The following is a 15,277-nucleotide window of genomic DNA, read 5'->3' as shown; positions in this document are numbered from 1 at the left end:
CGGCTCAGACCTCCCCGAGCGCGGCGACCAGGGAGGCCGGACGCAGATCGGTCCAGGTCTTCTCGATGTGGTCCAGGCAGTCCTGGCGACCGGCCGGGCCGTGGGCGGCCGTCCAGCCGGCGGGCACCTCGATCGAGGCGGGCCACAGGGAGTGCTGGTTCTCCTGGTTGACGAGGACGAGGTAGGTGGCTTCGTCGTCCTCGAAGGGGTTGGTCACGGGTGCTCCTGTCACGTCGTGGTGGTGGGTATCGCGCCGGGTCGCGCGAGGCTGGTGGGTCCGGTCACAGCACCAGGTGCCAGCCGTGGAAGGGGGAGGGAAGTGCGAGTGCGCGGCGGCAGATGGCCAGGGCGGCCTCCGCGGCGGTCGTCCCGGGCGTGGCCACGGTGAAGAGTCCGAGGTCCACGCCGTGCGGGCCGCTCCGCACGCTGATGTGCTCCAGTCGCTCCCCCGGGCGGGCCGCGCCCCGGAGCAGGCGGAGCAGGTGGCCGTCGTCCGCGGGACCGGGGCCGGGCCCGGGCGGGACGAGGGAGACGAGGGTCAGCTCCACGCGCCGGGTCAGTCCCAGATGAGGCCGTACGTGACCGCGCCCGGGGCGGCGGGGAGGGGCGCCGAGGCCGCCCGGACGGCGTGTGCCCCGGCCGTGTCCGCACCGGACGGCCCGCCGGCGGTGAGCGCGAGCGCGGCGCAGGCGACGGCCGCGGCGACGGCCGTGGCAGCGGTGCGGACCGGACGGACGGCGGTGTGGACGCGAGAAGTCATGGAGGTGCCCTCATCGGGAGTGGGGAAGGGGTGCCGAGCGGCACACCTCCATCCTGGCCACGGTGTTGACCTGGGGGAACGGGTTCGGGGGTGGCGGAAACGGCCAGGACGCTTTGTGACAGGCACCGCCGGCCGAGGCCGCGTCGACGCCCGCTCGCAGCCGCGTTGACGCGCGTAGAGGCCGCGTTTATGGCACGTAGATCTCCGGCATGCAGGCTGCTCGCAGATCGACGGGGGCGACCGCATGCGAAGAGGGGGACCGATGTCCGTGACGCCCGGCCTGGAGGAGTTCGACCAGACGGTGTACGAGGAGATGCTGGCCCGGCCCGAACTGGGCCTGGCCGAACTCGCCGCCCGGCTCGGGGCGGAGCCCGACCGGGTCCGCGACTGCCTCGACCGGCTGTTCTCGCTGCGCCTGGTCCAGGCGTCCTTCGAGACGCCCGGCCGCTTCACCGTCGTCGACCCGGTCCTCGGAATGCAGCGGCTCCTGGACCAGCAGCACGAGGAGTTGGTGCGCCGGCACCGCCAGGCCGCGGTGCACCAGCAGGCCCTGGTCCGGATCCTCGCGGGCGCCGGCTCCGGCGGCCGCCCGGCCGAGGGCGTCGAGCGGCTGGCCGGACTCGACGCCGTGCAGCGGCGGCTGGAGCGCCTGGCGCTGGAGGCCAGGACCGAGGTGCTGACCTTCATGCCGGGCGGTCCCCAGTCCGCGGCCGCGCTGGAGGCCGCCGAACGCAACGACGCCCTCGTGCTCGGCCGCGGCGTCGCCATCCGCACCATCGGGCTGGACCTGGTCCGGGAGGATCCGGGCACCCTGCGTTACAGCCGGGCGCTGCTCGCGGGCGGCGGAGCCTTCCGTACGGTCGCCGCGCTGCCGACCCGGATGGTGCTGGTCGACCGGACCCACGCCCTCGTGCCCATCGACCCGGCGGACAGCCGGCAGGGCGCGCTGTTCCTCTCCGCGCCCGGCATGATCGCCCCGCTGGTCGCGCTCTTCGAGCGGGAGTGGGGCGCGGCCGTACCGCTGGGCGCGGATCCGTCGGAGGCGGTGTACGTACCCACTGAGCAGGAACGGTCCCTGCTGGGCCTGCTGGCCGAGGGCCACACCGACGAATCCGCCGCCGGACAGCTGCACATCTCGGCCCGCACCGCCCGGCGGATCATGGCCTCGCTGATCGAACGGCTGGGCGCCCGCAGCCGCTTCGAGGCCGGGCTGCGCGCGGCCCGCCTCGGATGGGTGTGACCCGGACGCGGTCCCTCCGCTCCGCCGCGCGGGCCCGGCCGGGCCGCCGCCGCGCCGCCGCGACCGATTCCGATCGCATGGTCATACGAACCGCTTAGGATGACGCTCCGTACATCGGCGGGCCAGGAAAACTGGGGACCAACCGCCGTGTGGAGCTGTGCGCACGCACAGGGGGAAACTCGTGGAATTCTTCGTGCTCGGATCCGTGGGCGTGGCCCACGGGGGACCGGTGCTGACCGGTGGACCGCCGCAGCAGCAGGCGACCCTCGCCGTCCTGGTGCTCCGCGCGGGCCATGTCGTGCCGCTGCACGAACTGACCGCCGCGGTCTGGGGGGAGTCCGCCCCGGGCTCCGCCGTGATGATCCTGCGGACCTACGTCTGGCGGCTGCGGAAGCTGCTGGAGGGCGGGGAGCACGGGAGGACCGGGGCCCAGGTCCTCGAGTCCGCGAACGACGGCTACCGGCTCGCGGTGCCGCCGGGCTCGGTCGACGCCGTACGGGCCGAGGAGCTGGCCGCGAAGGCCGCGCGCGCCCACGCGGCCGGGGAGCTGGAGGTCTGCGCCGAAGCGCTGGCCGAGGCCGGGTCCCTGTGGCGGGGCGAGCCGCTGGCCGGGGTGCCGGGGCCGTTCGCCGAGAGCCAGCGCTCGCGCCTGGCGGAGCTGCGGCTGCACCTGCTGGAGGAGCGCCTCGGGGTGGACCTGCTGCTCGGGCGGCACGAGCGGGCCGTCCCCGAACTCACCGCCCTCATCCGCGAGGAGCCGCTGCGGGAGCGCCCGTACGGGCTCCTGATGCGCGCCCTGTACGCCGCGGGGCGGCAGGGCGACGCCCTCGCCGTCTTCGGCCGGGCCCGCGAGGTGCTGGCCGACGAACTCGGCCTGGACCCCGGTCCGGACCTCCGCTCCCTGCACGCCCGCATCCTGTCGGGCGACCCCGCCCTCCTCCCCGCCCCCGCCTCCCCGGCCCCCGGGCCCGGAGGCCAGCCGCCCGCACGGCTCCCGGCCGCGCCCTCCGGCGCCGCGCCGGCGGCGGCCGCGGGAGCGCACGGTGTCGCCCCGGGCGGCGAACCGGCTTCCGGCGGCTCGCCTGCGGGACCCGGGGGGTTCCCGGCGGCGTCCGCCGGGGCTGCCGGGGCACCGGCCGGGTTCGCGGGGGTACCCGCCGCCGGTGCGGCGGGTGGGTACGCCGCGGGCGCGGCCGGGGCGGCGGCGAGTGCTGCGGCGGGGGCGCACGCTGTCGCCGCGGGCGGCGTGCAGGGCTCCGGGGGCGCGCCTGCGGGACCCGCCGGGTTCCCGGGGGCGGTTGCCGGTCCGGCAACGGTGTCCCCCGCCGGGGCACCGGCCGGGGTCCCGGAGGCGCACGGGCGCGGGCCCGTCGGCGTGGTCGCCGGGGCCGCAGAGGACCCGGTGCAGGACGGGGACCGGGCCGGGGCTGCTCCGGCGACCGACCTCGAGCAGGGCCAGGGCGCGGCCGCGGCCGCGTACGTCCGGCCCGCCCAGCTCCCCGCCGACATCGCCGACTTCAGCGGCCGCGCCGCCGAACTCGCCGCCCTCGCCGGCGCCCTGAGCGACCCGGCCCGCACCGCCCTGGCCGTCGCCGCCGTGAGCGGGATGGGCGGCATCGGCAAGAGCGCCCTGGCCCTGCGGGTCGCGCACCACGTCAAGGACGCCTATCCCGACGGCCAGCTCTACGCCGACCTCCGCGGCACCGGCAGCGACCCCGCCGACCCCGGCACCGTCCTGGCCAGCCTGCTCGGCGCCCTCGGCGTGCCCCGCCGCGAGGTGCCCCCCTCGACGGAGGACCGCGCCCGGCTCTTCCGTACCGTCCTGGACGGCCGCCGGCTGCTCCTGCTGCTCGACGACGCCCGGGACACCGCCCAGGTCAAACCGCTGCTCCCGGGCGCCGCGGGCTGCGCCGTGGTCGTCACCAGCCGGGCCCGACTGGGCGGCCTGCTGTCGGGACGCCACGTCCAGCTCGCGGAGTTCACCGAGGCGGAGGCGCTCGGGCTGCTGCGCCAGATCGTCGGCGCCGACCGGGTGGACCGGGAGGAGGAGGCCGCGGCCGCGCTGGTCGCGGCCTGTGCCCGGCTGCCGCTGGCGGTCCGCATCGTCGCCGCCCGCCTCGCCGCCCGGCCCGGATGGACCGTCGCGCACCTGGTGGCCCGCCTCGCCGACGAGCGGCGCCGGCTGACCGAGCTGCGGGCCGACGACCTGGCCGTCGCCGCCGTCTTCGAGCTGGGCCACCGCCAGCTGACCGGGCCCCAGGCGAGCGTGTTCCGCCGGCTCGCTCCCGTCTCCCGGCCCGGCATCGGGCTCGCCGCGGCGGCCGCCGCCCTGGACCTGGCCGAGCCGGAGGCCGAGGAGCTGCTCGAAGCCCTGGTGGACGCCGCCCTGCTCGAATCACCGGAGCCGGGCCGCTACCGCCACCACGAACTGGGCCGGGACTTCGCACTCAACCTGCCCGCCCCGGCCGGTGGGTCCGGCCCGCCGGTGCAGCACCGGCTCCTGCACCACCTGCTGGGCATGGCGGCCGAGGCCTTCCAGTGGATGATCCCCGGGGACCCGGTGCACCGCTCGATCGTCGCGGCGGCCGCCGAACCGGGGGAGGGGCGGCTGGCGGACCTGGCCGAGGCCCGCGCCTGGGTCGTCGCGGAGTTCGACTGCGCGCTGCACGCCGTCCAGCTCGTGGTGCGGCGGCCGGACGCCGCCGACACGGAGCAGCTGACGATGGCCGCCGACCTGCTGGTCGCGCTCAGCTCGTTCGGGCAGGACATCCCGTACGCGCGGATCACCGCGACCGCCGCCGAACTGGCCCGGGCCGCGACGCTGCGCGGCAACGACCGCGCGGCCGGGCGCGCCCACTTCCTCACCGGGAACGCGGCGCTCCAGGCCACCGATCTGGGCCGGGCCCGCGCCGCCTCCGAGCTGGCCGTGCGGGCCTGCCGCCGGGCGGGCGACCCGGCGATCCTGCAGCAGGCGTACAACGACCTCGGGGTGATCGCCCAGTTCGAGCACCGCTTCGACGAGGCGGCCGAGTGCTTCGACGAGGCGCTCGTCCTGGCGCGGGAGCAGGGCCACCGCTCGGGCGCCCTGACGGTCACCCTCAACGCCGCCTTGGCCCGCGTCCGTGGCGGCCGGGCGGCCGAGGCGCTGCCCGCGTGCGAGGAGGCCCTGCAGGCGCTGCGGGAGATGGGCGACCACCACGGGGTCGCCCACGCGCTGTGCGTGCGCGGGCAGGCCCTGCACGAGCTCGGCCGGCTGCAGGAGGCGCTGGCCGCGTACGAGGAGTGCCTCGACCTGTGCGACGCGGTCCGGATACCGGGCCAGCGCGCGCAGGCCGACTACCGCTACGCCCGGACCCTGAGCGACCTCGGCCGGACCCGGGAGGCGCTGGAGGCCTCCGCCCGGGCCGTGGCCCATCTGCGCACGGTGCCGGGCCGGGGCCGGGACCGCGGCTACGCCCTGCTGATCCACGCCGGGGTCTGCCTGGCGGCGGGGCGGCGCGAGGAGGGGATCGGCCACGCGGCCGAGGCGCTGGAGGTGTTCGAGCGGGCGGGCCTCCCGGAGGCCGGGGAGGCCCGCGCCCTGCTGGAGGCGGGCGTGGCGGTCAGGCCCGGCTGTTGAACTCGTTGTGGTCCAGGCGAGGGCGGGGCACGGTGTTGGTGTTGCTGTTGGTGTTGCCGTCGGCCGAGACGCTCGTGCCGTGGTCCGCGGTGAGGACGGGGGCGCCGGCGGTGGCGCCGACGGCGAGCAGCGCGACGAGCGCGGCGGGGACGAGGAGGGCCAGACGGCGCGTGACGGACGTGCGGGTGTGCGGCACGGTGGATCCTGTCTCTCGGTCCAGGCGCCGTGCGCGGCCCCTGGCTGGCTTGCGGGCTGTTCTGCCGAGGAGACTCGCAGCCGTCCATCTACGTTTCATATACGCCGCCGGCCACACCCGTTTCCGCGTGTGGCCGGCGGCGCCGTGTCAGCCCTGGGAAGCCCCCGGTGTCGGGGGTCAGGCTGCGACGCAGGTGTGGGCCGGGGCGTCGGCCGGGGTCGTCGTGACGGTCGCCGTGGCGGTGAAGACGACCGCGCCGTCCTGGTGGGCCGCCACGCGGATCGGGAGGCGGTCCGTTGCCGCGGTGTCGTCGGCGACCGGGCCCGTTTCGATCCAGCAGGGGGAGTTCAGCTCGGCGTAGCGGAAGAAACGAATCTCCATGTCGGTCAGGACGCCCTGCCGCGGGAAGGCGAAGCCGTACGCGCCCTGACGGACGGCCTCCAGGAGGAGCATCCCGGGGGCGTGGTCCACGGGGTGGTCGAAGAGGATCGGGTGGTTCAAGTCGGTCCGCAGCAGCGTGCGGTGGGTGGAACCGCTCGGCGCGAGCACCACGTCGTGGAAGCGGTCGCGGCCCACGCGGCGCGGCGCGAGCGGCGGGGCGAGCGGCAGGACGTGGGCGGCAACGTGCTCGAGATCTGCATAACCCCCGCGCAGGCGCTGGTAGATGGCGGGCGGCTGGTTGGTGAAGGCGGCCTCGGCCGTGCCGAGGAACTCGCCGTCGCGCGTCGCCGTGACGTGCATCCTGAGCCCGGCCAGCCTGCGGCCCCGGCGCGTGATGTCCGAGCACCGGACGTGCAGCGTGATGTCGGCCGGAGTCGGCCCCACCACCAGTGCCTCGGGATGGACGGTGTAGCTGAACGTGTCCCAAATCTGCCGGTGCCCGAAGGGGACCTCGTACGCGACGTGGCTCAAAAGCGGGATCGCCTGGCGCACGGATTCGGCCAGGAGCAGCGGGTCGTGGAGGCCCGCCGTCGGGGTGTAGAAGCTGTGCGTGCGCGGCCACTGGGCGGTGATGGCGTACTCGTCGGCCCCGACGGCGCGACACCCGGTGAGCAGCACTTCCGAGTGCGCGCTCTTGTGCACGTACTCCCGAGGCAAGGCGCTCGTGAGCGCGGAAATCGACGAAGCTCCATGTCTGGCTAACACGGTCACGATCAAGGCCCCCTAGAAACGGCGTTGCGAACTGGTGCTTGAGTGGCGTCGGACTTAAAATAGAGGATGTTCGTTTTTTTTGTCGAGGGAGTTGAGACACCGTGTCAGAGCGCAAGCGGCAACGCGCACCCCAGCAGCGGGCGGTCCAGACGAGGGCGGCGATCCTGCGCGCGGCCGCGGAGGTGTTCGACGAGTTCGGCTTCAGCGGCGCCAGCATCAGCAAGATCATGCATCGGGCCGAAGTCACCCAGGGCGGCATGTACTTCCACTTCGGCTCCAAGGAGGAGCTCGCGTACGCCGTGATGGTCGGCCAGGGCGAGGGACTGGTGTTCCCGCCCGGCGAGGACGGCCTGCAGCACCTGGTCGACATCACGCTCTACCTGGCCGAGCAGCTCCAGCACAATCCGGTCCTGCGGGCGGGCGTCCGACTGGCCGTGGAGCAGGGCGAGTTCGGCCTGCGCGACGACGTCGCCTACCAGGCCTGGCTGCTCGAGTTCCGCCAGCAGCTGCGCTTCGCCCGCGCCAAGGGAGAGCTCCAGCCGGATGTCGACGACCACGAGCTGGCGTGGGTGCTGGTCAGCTCCTTCACCGGTGCCCAGCTCTTCTCCCAGGCGTCGACCGGGCGCGCGGACCTGCCGCAGCGGATCGCCACCCTGTGGCGCTACCTGCTGCCCGCCGTCGCCGCCGACGACGTCCGCGGCACCCTCCGCCTGACGCTGCCCCCGGCGGAGCCGGCCGCCGCGGCGGGCGCGGACCCGGTGCAGGACAAGTCGGCGTGAGCGCGCACCGCGTCGTCGTCACCGGAGCCACCGGCTTCGTGGGCTCGGCCGTGCTGCGCCGCCTGGCGGCGGACCCGCACATCGCGGTGCGGGCGGTCTCCCGCAGGCCCGCGCCGGCCGCCGAAGCAGCCGAAGCAGCCGAAGCAGCCGAAGCCGGCGTATCCGGCTTACCCGGCGTGCGCTGGGTGGACGCCGACCTGACCGCCCCGCAAACCCTGCGCGGCGTGTGCGACGGCGCGGACGTCGTGCTCTCCCTGGCCTCCCACATCGGCCCGGAGCCCGAGCTGTGCACGGCGGTCAACACCGCCGGTACCGCGGCCGTGGTGGCCGAGGCACAGCGTGCGGGAGTGGCGCGGATCGTCCACTTGTCGACCTGTGCGGTCTACGGACCCGGCCCCCACCGCGGCCAGGACGCCGGGGAGTTGGTCCCCGCACCGGTGTCCCCGGCCAGCCGCAGCCGACTGGCGGGCGAGGAACCGGTGCTCGCCGCGGGCGGGCTCGTCCTGCGCGCGGGGCTGGTGCTCGGGCCGGGCGACCGATGGGTCGTGCCGGCGCTCGCCGACGCCTTCCGCCGCGTACCGGCGCACTGGGACGGCGGAGCGGGCACGGCCTCCTTCGTCGACGTCGGCGACCTGGCCCGGCTCATCACGGCCTGCGCCCTCGGCGCGGGCGACTCGGCCGCAGCGGCGGGCATCCTGCACGCGCACCACCCCGTACCGGTGCGCAACGCGGAGCTGATGGCCGCACTCGCCGAGCACCGCGTACTGCCGGGGCGACCCGCCGAGCACTGGCCGTGGGAGCGGTGCCTGGAGGCCCTGGCGGCGAGCGCGGGCTGGGTCAGCGAGCGGCAGTTCACCCTGCTGGCGCGGGACCACTGGTACCGCGCCGACACGGCGTGGCGGCTCACCGGCACCGACCCGGGGCCCGGACCGCTGGCCCGGCTCGGCGCGGCCGCACGGTGGTACCGGGGGAGGGGTGCCCAGGCTCCCGGCTGACGGGGCCGGCCGCGAGCGGCGCCGACCGGCGGACAGGCGGGTCGGCGGACCGGCAGGCCGGCGTACCGGCGGGCCGCGGCGACATGCCGAAGCCGCGGGGATGTGCCAAAGCCGCGGCGCGATCGGGCCGGGCGGGCGCCGCGGGGAGGCGGGCCGGGTAGCGTCCCGATCCGTCCCGTCATCCCTGAAGGAGCTGAAAATGCCCGACCTTTCGAACATCGTCAAGGCGTACGACATACGCGGTGTCGTGCCGGACGAGTGGGACGAGTCCCTGGCCGAGCTGTTCGGTGCGGCTTTCGTCGAGGTCGTGGGCGGTCCGGCGATCGTGGTGGGCCATGACATGCGGCCGTCTTCGCCGGGTCTGTCGGCGGCGTTCGCGCGGGGCGCGGCGGCTCGGGGCGTGGACGTGACCCTGATCGGGCTGTGCTCGACGGACCAGCTGTACTACGCCTCCGGTTCCCTGGGCCTGCCGGGTGCGATGTTCACGGCGTCGCACAACCCGGCGCGCTACAACGGGATCAAGCTGTGCCGGGCGGGTGCGGCACCGGTGGGGCAGGACACGGGTCTGTCGCAGATCCGCGAGCTGGTGGAGAGGTGGCTGGAGGAGGGCGCCCCGGCGGCTCCTGCGGGCACGGTGGCGGGGACGGTCTCGGAGCAGGACACGCTGGCCGGTTACGCGGCCCACCTGCGGGGCCTGGTGGACCTGGCGCCGATCCGCCCGCTGAAGGTGGTCGTCGACGCGGGCAACGGGATGGGCGGTCACACCGTGCCCACGGTCTTCGAGGGCCTGCCGCTGGATCTGGTGCCGATGTACTTCGAGCTGGACGGCACGTTCCCGAACCACGAGGCGAACCCGCTGGACCCGAAGAACATCGTGGACCTGCAGGCGCGCGTGCCGGCGGAGGGCGCGGACCTGGGGATCGCGTTCGACGGCGACGCGGACCGCTGTTTCATCGTGGACGAGCGCGGGGTGGGCATATCGCCGTCGGCGATCACGGCGCTGGTCGCGGCCCGGGAGCTGGCCCGCAACGGCGGGTCGGGGACGGTGATCCACAACCTGATCACCTCGTGGTCGGTGCCGGAGGTCGTCCGGGAGAACGGCGGCACCCCGGTCCGCACCCGCGTGGGCCACTCCTTCATCAAGGAGGAGATGGCGAGGACGGGCGCGATCTTCGGCGGTGAGCACTCGGCGCACTACTACTTCAAGGACTTCTGGAACGCGGACACCGGCATGCTCGCCGCGCTCCACGTCCTGGCGGCCCTCGGCGGCCAGGACGGCCCGCTGTCCGCCCTGGTCGCCTCGTACGACCGCTACGCGGGTTCGGGTGAGATCAACTCGACGGTGGCAGACCAGGCGGCCCGTCTGGCGGCGGTGAAGGAGGAGTTCGCGGCCCGAGAGGACGTCACCCTGGACGAGCTGGACGGCCTGACCGCGACGGGCAAGGACTGGTGGTTCAACGTCCGCGCCTCGAACACGGAGCCGCTGCTGCGCCTGAACGTGGAGGCCCGTGACGAGGCGACGCTGGCCGGGGTCCGCGACGAGGTCCTCTCCCTCATCCGCGCCTGACGCCCGTCCGGCCCGGCCCGGCCGGACCGGCTTCGACCGGGCCCGCGCCCGGAGGGGCTTCGAGTCAGCACCCCCGGGCGCGGGCGGCGGACAGCCGGCAGCGGACAGCGGACGACCGGCAGCGGCTCTCAGGCCGACCGGCGGGATCCGAGCGCCGCCGGATAGGCCGCGGGCAGGCCCGGGCGGGTCTGGCGGTCCCGCAGGGAGGGGACGCTCTTGTAGGCGTACGCGGCGGACACCAGGGTCATGTGGTGGTGCCAGCCGGGGAAGGAGCGGCCCGCGAAGTCGAGGAGGCCGAAGTCCTCCGCCAGGGTCCCCAGTACCCGCCCGGCCTCGGTGGACTGCCTGGCCAGGTACAGCAGGTCGTCCATCCGGTGCTCCGTCATGTTGGTGATCCACACCGGGCCGCCCCGGCGGCCGGGCCCCGGGCGGCGCTCGCCGAACAGGCGGTAGGCCCCGCACCCCGTCGCCGGGGTGCCCGTCTCGGCGCCCGGTACCCGGACCAGGCCCGATTGGATCCGCATCGGCTGCGCCCGTGCGGCGGGGCCGGTGAGTACCGCCGTGTACGGGTGGCGGGTGTTGCCGAGGCGGGCGAGGTCGCCCGCGGTGCTCTCGTGCCCCGCCGCCCGGCCCGCGTCACCGCGCCCGGGGGCGAGCCCCGCCGCCCTGACGGTGAGGGTGGGCGGGACGGAGACCAGGAAGTCGTGGCCGCGTCGGGCGAGCGCGCCCAGCAGCGCGGCGGCGCCGGTCAGCCGGCTCAGGTCGGCGACCACGGGGGCGTGGGCCGTCGTGGTGTGCGCGGCGACCGACTCGACGAGTTCGAGGATGAGGGCCTCCGGCGGCCGGTGTGCGATCCCGGGGGCGATCCGTGCCCGACGGCGCTGGTCGGGGTCGTCCGTCCACGCTTCGGGCAGCATGAGCCGCCAGTCGACGGGAACGCTCGTCCCGCCCAGGGACAGGAACAGGCCGAGGCCGAGCTGGCCGTTGACGGTCCGTCCGGCGGCGGGGTCGAAGCGGCGGTGCACGCCGACCGAGTGCTCACCGCGCTTCGGCAGGACCGCCTGGCCGATGGTCCAGGCGTGGACCGGGTGGCGTTCCTCGACCCAGTGCAGCAGTTCCAGGCGGGCCGGGTCCCATTCCCAGGGGCTGGCGTTGATGAACTGCTGCAGGGACTGGGAGGCCGTGGGCGAAGCGGTGACGGAGGCGGCGAGCCGGCGCACGGACTTCTTGCCCGGCGTGGTCAGCAGCCCTTGGAGGTAGGCCTGCGCCCAGCGTCGCTGGTCGGCCCGCGGTAAGTGGCCGAAGAGGCGTTCCGTGTACCCGTCCAGCGCGGTGTTCATGGAGACCAGGGCTCTGGGCCGTGTGTCTGCCGTCATCTCTCCCCCTTCAACGCGGGCGCCGGTGTACGGCGGCGAACTCCAGCCAGAATACAGAACGTTCGTTTTTTTTCTAGCGCAGGGGTGGCGCCCGTCCCGCGACTTGGGCACGTTGGAAGCCGGGGCGGCCGGCGCCCCGGGCGGCGCAGGGGCGGGGGCCCCTTCTTCGCCAAGTCCGCGTTGTGCGGCCGCGGTGCCCGGATAAGGCTGGGGCCGCCTCGCGGGCCCTTATGCCCGGCGAGTCGGGAACGACCTGGACGTCAGTGAGAGTGCATTGGTAAAGCAAGAGCGCGGAATGCTCACCCGGAAACACCTGATCGCGGTGGCCGGGGTCGAATTCGACCGCAATGGATACGAAGGAACGTCGTTCACGCGGCTGAGCCGCTCCGCCGGAGCATCGGTGGGTGCACTCACTTTTCATTTCTCGTCCAAGGCGGAACTGGCCTCGGTCGTCGAGGAGTCGGGCCGGGCCGCCACCCGCGCAGTGGTCGAGCGCGTCATGGCGCGCGGCGGCCCGGCGCTGGACACCCTCGCCGCGCTCGTCGCCGCCCTGGGTTCCCTCATCGAGACGGACGCGGTCGTACGGGCCACGGCACGGCTGACCCAGGAGCGGGCCGGGTCCGGGGCCGGCCCCGAGTGGTACGGCTGCTGGCTGCCGGAGGCGGCGGCCCTGCTCGACCGGGCGAGGGGCGAGGGCCGGCTGCGGACCGACGCCGACCCGCGCCCGGTCGTGCTGCTGCTGTCGCACCTGGTGGGCGGCACGGTCGCGCGCGTGCGCCACGGCCGGATCCGCCGGCCTGGTGCGGCCGTGGGCGAACTGCGGGAACTGTGGCGGGTGATCTGCCGCGGCATTGCGTCCCCGGCGGCAGGCTGCGGCCCGTGCGGGGACGCCCCGGCCGGAAATGAAAATGCCTAATTCGGCCTGAGGTGAGGGCGATTCAGGTCGAAGGAGGAACGTCACGCATAGCCTCGGTGGCATGAATTCCTCATCTCACCGGATCACGAAGGCAGTCGTCCCCGCCGCCGGTCTCGGTACGCGTTTTCTGCCGCTGACCAAAGCGACCCCGAAGGAAATGCTGCCGGTCGTCGACAAGCCGGCCATCCAGTACGTGGTGGAGGAGGCGGTCGCGGCCGGCCTGTCCGACATCCTCATGGTCACCGGCCGCAACAAGCGGGCCCTGGAGGACCACTTCGACCGCAACTACGAGCTGGAGGAGGCCCTCCAGCGCCGCGGCGACCAGGACAAGCTCGACAGCGTCTGCGCCTCCACCGAGCTCGCCGACATCCACTACGTGCGCCAGCGCGACCCCAAGGGGCTCGGGCACGCGGTCCTGTGCGCCGCGCCGCACGTCGGCCAGGAGCCGTTCGCCGTACTCCTGGCCGATGACCTAATCGACCCCCGCGACCCGCTGCTGTCCCGTATGGCCGAGGTCCGGGAGCGGCACGGCGGCAGCGTCGTCGCCCTCATGGAGGTGGAGCCGGAGGTGATCCACCAGTACGGATGCGCTGCGGTGGACCGCTCGGGGGCCGGCGCCGGAGCCGGCCTGCGCATCACCGACCTCGTGGAGAAGCCGGCGCCCGGCACCGCGCCGAGCAGCCTCGCCATCATCGGCCGCTACCTCCTCGACCCCGAGGTCTTCGACGTCCTGCGGGCCACCGAGCCCGGGCGCGGCGGCGAGATCCAGCTGACGGACGCCCTGCGCGCCCTCGTCGAGGCGGGCCGGCCCGTACACGGCGTCGTCTTCGAGGGCCGGCGCTACGACACCGGGGACCGGGCCGAGTACCTGCGTGCGACCGTCCGGCTCGCCTGCGAACGCGACGACCTCGGGCCTGAATTCCTCTCCTGGCTGCGTGAGTTCGTCGGAACGCAGCAGCTCGTGGGGGTCTGAGCCGCCCCGCGGTGGGCGACCGCTGAACTTCCCCGGTCGCCCACCCCGGCCCCGGGCCACTGCGGCGAGTTGCCGAAATTGCGCCGGGCTTCGCCGCCATCGCTGGTTACCGAACAGTAGTTACGTAATTTCTTCCCCGGAGTCGTCGAACGAACGCCGCGACGTCCCGGCCACCGAGCGCACGGAAGGAGGTGAACCACATGCACCCCACACACCGCCCGAGCAAGCGGACCGCCCCCCACACGGTCCACGCGGTGTCCACGGCGGACACCCCCGCCGCCGTGACCGAAGTCCCCGTCGGCGCACTGCACAGCGCCGACTCCCCGCGCACCGTCCAGATGGACGAGAGCCACGCACAAGCCCTCGCCCAGTCCGGCCGGGCCCTTCCGCCACTGCTCGTGCACCGTCCGTCCATGAGGGTCATCGACGGGACGCACCGGCTGCGGGCCGCCGTACTGCGCGGGCAGCCCACGGTGGCCGTGACGTACTTCGACGGCAGCGCCGAAGACGCGTTCGTCCTCTCGGTGGAGGCCAACATCAGCCACGGGCTGCCGCTCAGCCACGCCGAGCGGACCGCCGCGGCGATACGGATCCTGCGCTCCCACCCCGACTGGTCCGACCGCGGCATCGCGCGCCGGACCGGACTGGCGGCCAAGACCGTCGCGGCCCTCCGCCGCCGAGAGGCTCCGGAGGCCGAGCCGCCGGGACGCGTCGGCCAGGACGGCCGGATACGGCCGTCCGACCCGGCGCGCGGCCGAGAGGCAGCCGCCCGGCTGCTCGCGGGGCGGCCCACCGCCTCGCTGCGGGAGATCGCCCGGGAGGCGGGCATAGCGCCGTCGACCGTACGGGACGTCCGACGCCGGATCGGCGAAGGGGCGGACCCCGTGCCCGCCGCCCAGCGCCGTCCCGGGACCACCGCGGGCCCGCCCCCCGTCGGGCCCGCGACCCCGGGACCGGGCCGGGCCCCGAGCCGGGGCCCGGCCCCCGGACGCGGCACACCGCTGCCCGCCCTGGTCGCCGGCCTGTGCAAGGACCCCCTGCTCAGGCTGAGCGAAGCGGGCCGGCTCCTGTTGCGGATGCTCGACCTCCACGTGAGCGGGCTCCGCCACTGGGAGCGGATCGTCGCCTCGGTCCCCCCGTACCGGGCCGAGACCGCGGCCGCCGCGGCCGCCCAGTGCGCCCGGGACTGGCAGGAACTGTCCGAGGAACTGGGCCGCCGCGCCTCGGAGGAGGCCCGCGCCTGAGCGCGCCTCCACCCCCAAGTACCGGCCTTCCCTGCGGGAGGGCCTCCGTTCAAGTGTGTGTGAAAGGAAGTCTGGCGATGTCGGTTGTCGAGGGTGCTCGGGTTGCGGAGGGTGTGGGGGAGGGCCCGGTTCGTTTGGACGGGCGTTTGAAGTTGGTGCTGGTGGTGCTGCTGGTGGCGCAGTTCATGCTGGCGGTGGACTTCTCGATCCTGAACGTGGCGTTGCCGGTGATCGGTGACGGGCTGGGGTTCTCGTTGTCGAACCTGCAGTGGATCGCGACGTCGTTCGCGTTGTGCGCGGCGGGTTTCACGTTGCTGTTCGGGCGGGTTGCGGATCTGTTCGGTCGGCGGCGGCTGTTCCTGGTCGGTCTGGCGGTGCTGGGTCTGTCGTCGTTGGCGGGTGGTCTGGCGAGCAGTCCTGAGATGCTGATCGTGGCGCGTGTGTTCCAGGGTCTTGCGAC

General features: G+C 74.6%; 15 protein-coding genes. 9 read left to right on the top strand and 6 right to left on the bottom strand.

The features are described from left to right. Positions 1–4: 4 nt before the first annotated feature. From ABZ924_RS05715 to ABZ924_RS05705, 3 genes are all read right to left on the bottom strand, one after another. Positions 5–217 carry an MbtH family protein gene (locus ABZ924_RS05715; RefSeq protein WP_361904609.1) on the bottom strand — a complete coding sequence of 71 codons (213 nt, stop codon included), beginning with the start codon at positions 215–217 and terminating at the stop codon, positions 5–7. A 64-nt stretch (positions 218–281) separates the two neighbouring features. Next, positions 282–548 (bottom strand): hypothetical protein, encoded by a 267-nt coding sequence (locus ABZ924_RS05710; protein ID WP_361904606.1) that lies wholly within the window; start codon positions 546–548, stop codon positions 282–284. A gap of 8 nt (positions 549–556) precedes the next feature. Further along, a complete protein-coding gene (locus ABZ924_RS05705; RefSeq protein ID WP_361904603.1) occupies positions 557–760 on the bottom strand; it encodes a hypothetical protein in 204 nt (67 codons plus the stop codon). A gap of 262 nt (positions 761–1,022) precedes the next feature. Between ABZ924_RS05705 and ABZ924_RS05700 the strand changes: the two genes are divergently transcribed. Both ABZ924_RS05700 and ABZ924_RS05695 read left to right on the top strand, forming a co-directional pair. Further along, on the top strand, positions 1,023–2,000 hold the full coding sequence (locus ABZ924_RS05700; RefSeq protein ID WP_361904600.1) for a helix-turn-helix transcriptional regulator: 978 nt from the start codon (positions 1,023–1,025) through the stop codon (positions 1,998–2,000). 181 nt (positions 2,001–2,181) lie between these two features. Continuing rightward, complete coding sequence (locus ABZ924_RS05695) at positions 2,182–5,619, top strand: BTAD domain-containing putative transcriptional regulator (protein ID WP_361904598.1); 3,438 nt, start codon at positions 2,182–2,184, stop codon at positions 5,617–5,619. Here ABZ924_RS05695 and ABZ924_RS05690 read toward each other — a convergent pair. Then, on the bottom strand, positions 5,603–5,815 hold the full coding sequence (locus ABZ924_RS05690; RefSeq protein WP_361904595.1) for a hypothetical protein: 213 nt from the start codon (positions 5,813–5,815) through the stop codon (positions 5,603–5,605). The two genes, ABZ924_RS05695 and ABZ924_RS05690, sit on opposite strands and share 17 nt — an antisense overlap. A gap of 177 nt (positions 5,816–5,992) precedes the next feature. Next, the gene (locus ABZ924_RS05685; protein WP_361904592.1) at positions 5,993–6,961 is read right to left on the bottom strand and encodes a ScbA/BarX family gamma-butyrolactone biosynthesis protein; all 969 of its coding nucleotides are present in this window, start codon (positions 6,959–6,961) and stop codon (positions 5,993–5,995) included. 107 nt (positions 6,962–7,068) lie between these two features. Here ABZ924_RS05685 and ABZ924_RS05680 point away from each other — a divergent pair, with 107 nt between their 5' ends. The 3 genes from ABZ924_RS05680 to ABZ924_RS05670 all read left to right on the top strand — a co-directional run bounded on the left by ABZ924_RS05680 (position 7,069) and on the right by ABZ924_RS05670 (position 10,308). Beyond that, complete coding sequence (locus tag ABZ924_RS05680; protein WP_361904589.1) at positions 7,069–7,746, top strand: ScbR family autoregulator-binding transcription factor; 678 nt, start codon at positions 7,069–7,071, stop codon at positions 7,744–7,746. Next, on the top strand, positions 7,743–8,741 hold the full coding sequence (locus tag ABZ924_RS05675) for an NAD(P)-dependent oxidoreductase (protein ID WP_361904587.1): 999 nt from the start codon (positions 7,743–7,745) through the stop codon (positions 8,739–8,741). Before ABZ924_RS05680 ends, ABZ924_RS05675 begins: the two co-directional genes overlap by 4 nt. A 199-nt stretch (positions 8,742–8,940) precedes the next feature. Then, positions 8,941–10,308 (top strand): phosphomannomutase/phosphoglucomutase, encoded by a 1,368-nt coding sequence (locus ABZ924_RS05670; RefSeq protein WP_361904584.1) that lies wholly within the window; start codon positions 8,941–8,943, stop codon positions 10,306–10,308. Positions 10,309–10,436: 128 nt separating this feature from the next. Here ABZ924_RS05670 and ABZ924_RS05665 read toward each other — a convergent pair whose 3' ends face one another. Beyond that, positions 10,437–11,684, bottom strand: a complete 1,248-nt coding sequence (locus ABZ924_RS05665) for a transposase (RefSeq protein WP_361904581.1) — start codon at positions 11,682–11,684, stop codon at positions 10,437–10,439. A 295-nt stretch (positions 11,685–11,979) separates the two neighbouring features. Here ABZ924_RS05665 and ABZ924_RS05660 point away from each other — a divergent pair, with 295 nt between their 5' ends. The 4 genes from ABZ924_RS05660 to ABZ924_RS05645 all read left to right on the top strand — a co-directional run. Beyond that, complete coding sequence (locus ABZ924_RS05660; RefSeq protein ID WP_361904578.1) at positions 11,980–12,600, top strand: TetR/AcrR family transcriptional regulator; 621 nt, start codon at positions 11,980–11,982, stop codon at positions 12,598–12,600. Between the two features lie 61 nt (positions 12,601–12,661). Next, the gene (gene galU, locus ABZ924_RS05655; protein ID WP_361904576.1) at positions 12,662–13,573 is read left to right on the top strand and encodes a UTP--glucose-1-phosphate uridylyltransferase GalU; all 912 of its coding nucleotides are present in this window, start codon (positions 12,662–12,664) and stop codon (positions 13,571–13,573) included. Between the two features lie 200 nt (positions 13,574–13,773). Then, complete coding sequence (locus ABZ924_RS05650) at positions 13,774–14,817, top strand: ParB N-terminal domain-containing protein (RefSeq protein ID WP_361904573.1); 1,044 nt, start codon at positions 13,774–13,776, stop codon at positions 14,815–14,817. 77 nt (positions 14,818–14,894) lie between these two features. After that, on the top strand, positions 14,895–15,277 hold a 383-nt coding region (locus ABZ924_RS05645), incomplete at its 3' end, for an MFS transporter (protein ID WP_361904570.1).

The organism is Streptomyces sp. NPDC046876 (genome assembly GCF_040645035.1).
Taxonomy (GTDB): domain Bacteria; phylum Actinomycetota; class Actinomycetes; order Streptomycetales; family Streptomycetaceae; genus Streptomyces.
This window is presented reverse-complemented; position numbering and strand designations above follow the sequence as displayed.

Coding starts and splice junctions, on each gene's coding strand:
- ABZ924_RS05705 (WP_361904603.1), bottom strand. CDS start 760: ATGACTTCTCGCGTCCACACCGCCGTCCGTCCGGTCCGCACCGCTGCC.
- ABZ924_RS05700 (WP_361904600.1), top strand. CDS start 1,023: ATGTCCGTGACGCCCGGCCTGGAGGAGTTCGACCAGACGGTGTACGAG.
- ABZ924_RS05670 (WP_361904584.1), top strand. CDS start 8,941: ATGCCCGACCTTTCGAACATCGTCAAGGCGTACGACATACGCGGTGTC.
- ABZ924_RS05665 (WP_361904581.1), bottom strand. CDS start 11,684: ATGACGGCAGACACACGGCCCAGAGCCCTGGTCTCCATGAACACCGCG.
- ABZ924_RS05660 (WP_361904578.1), top strand. CDS start 11,980: ATGCTCACCCGGAAACACCTGATCGCGGTGGCCGGGGTCGAATTCGAC.
- galU (WP_361904576.1), top strand. CDS start 12,662: ATGAATTCCTCATCTCACCGGATCACGAAGGCAGTCGTCCCCGCCGCC.
- ABZ924_RS05650 (WP_361904573.1), top strand. CDS start 13,774: ATGCACCCCACACACCGCCCGAGCAAGCGGACCGCCCCCCACACGGTC.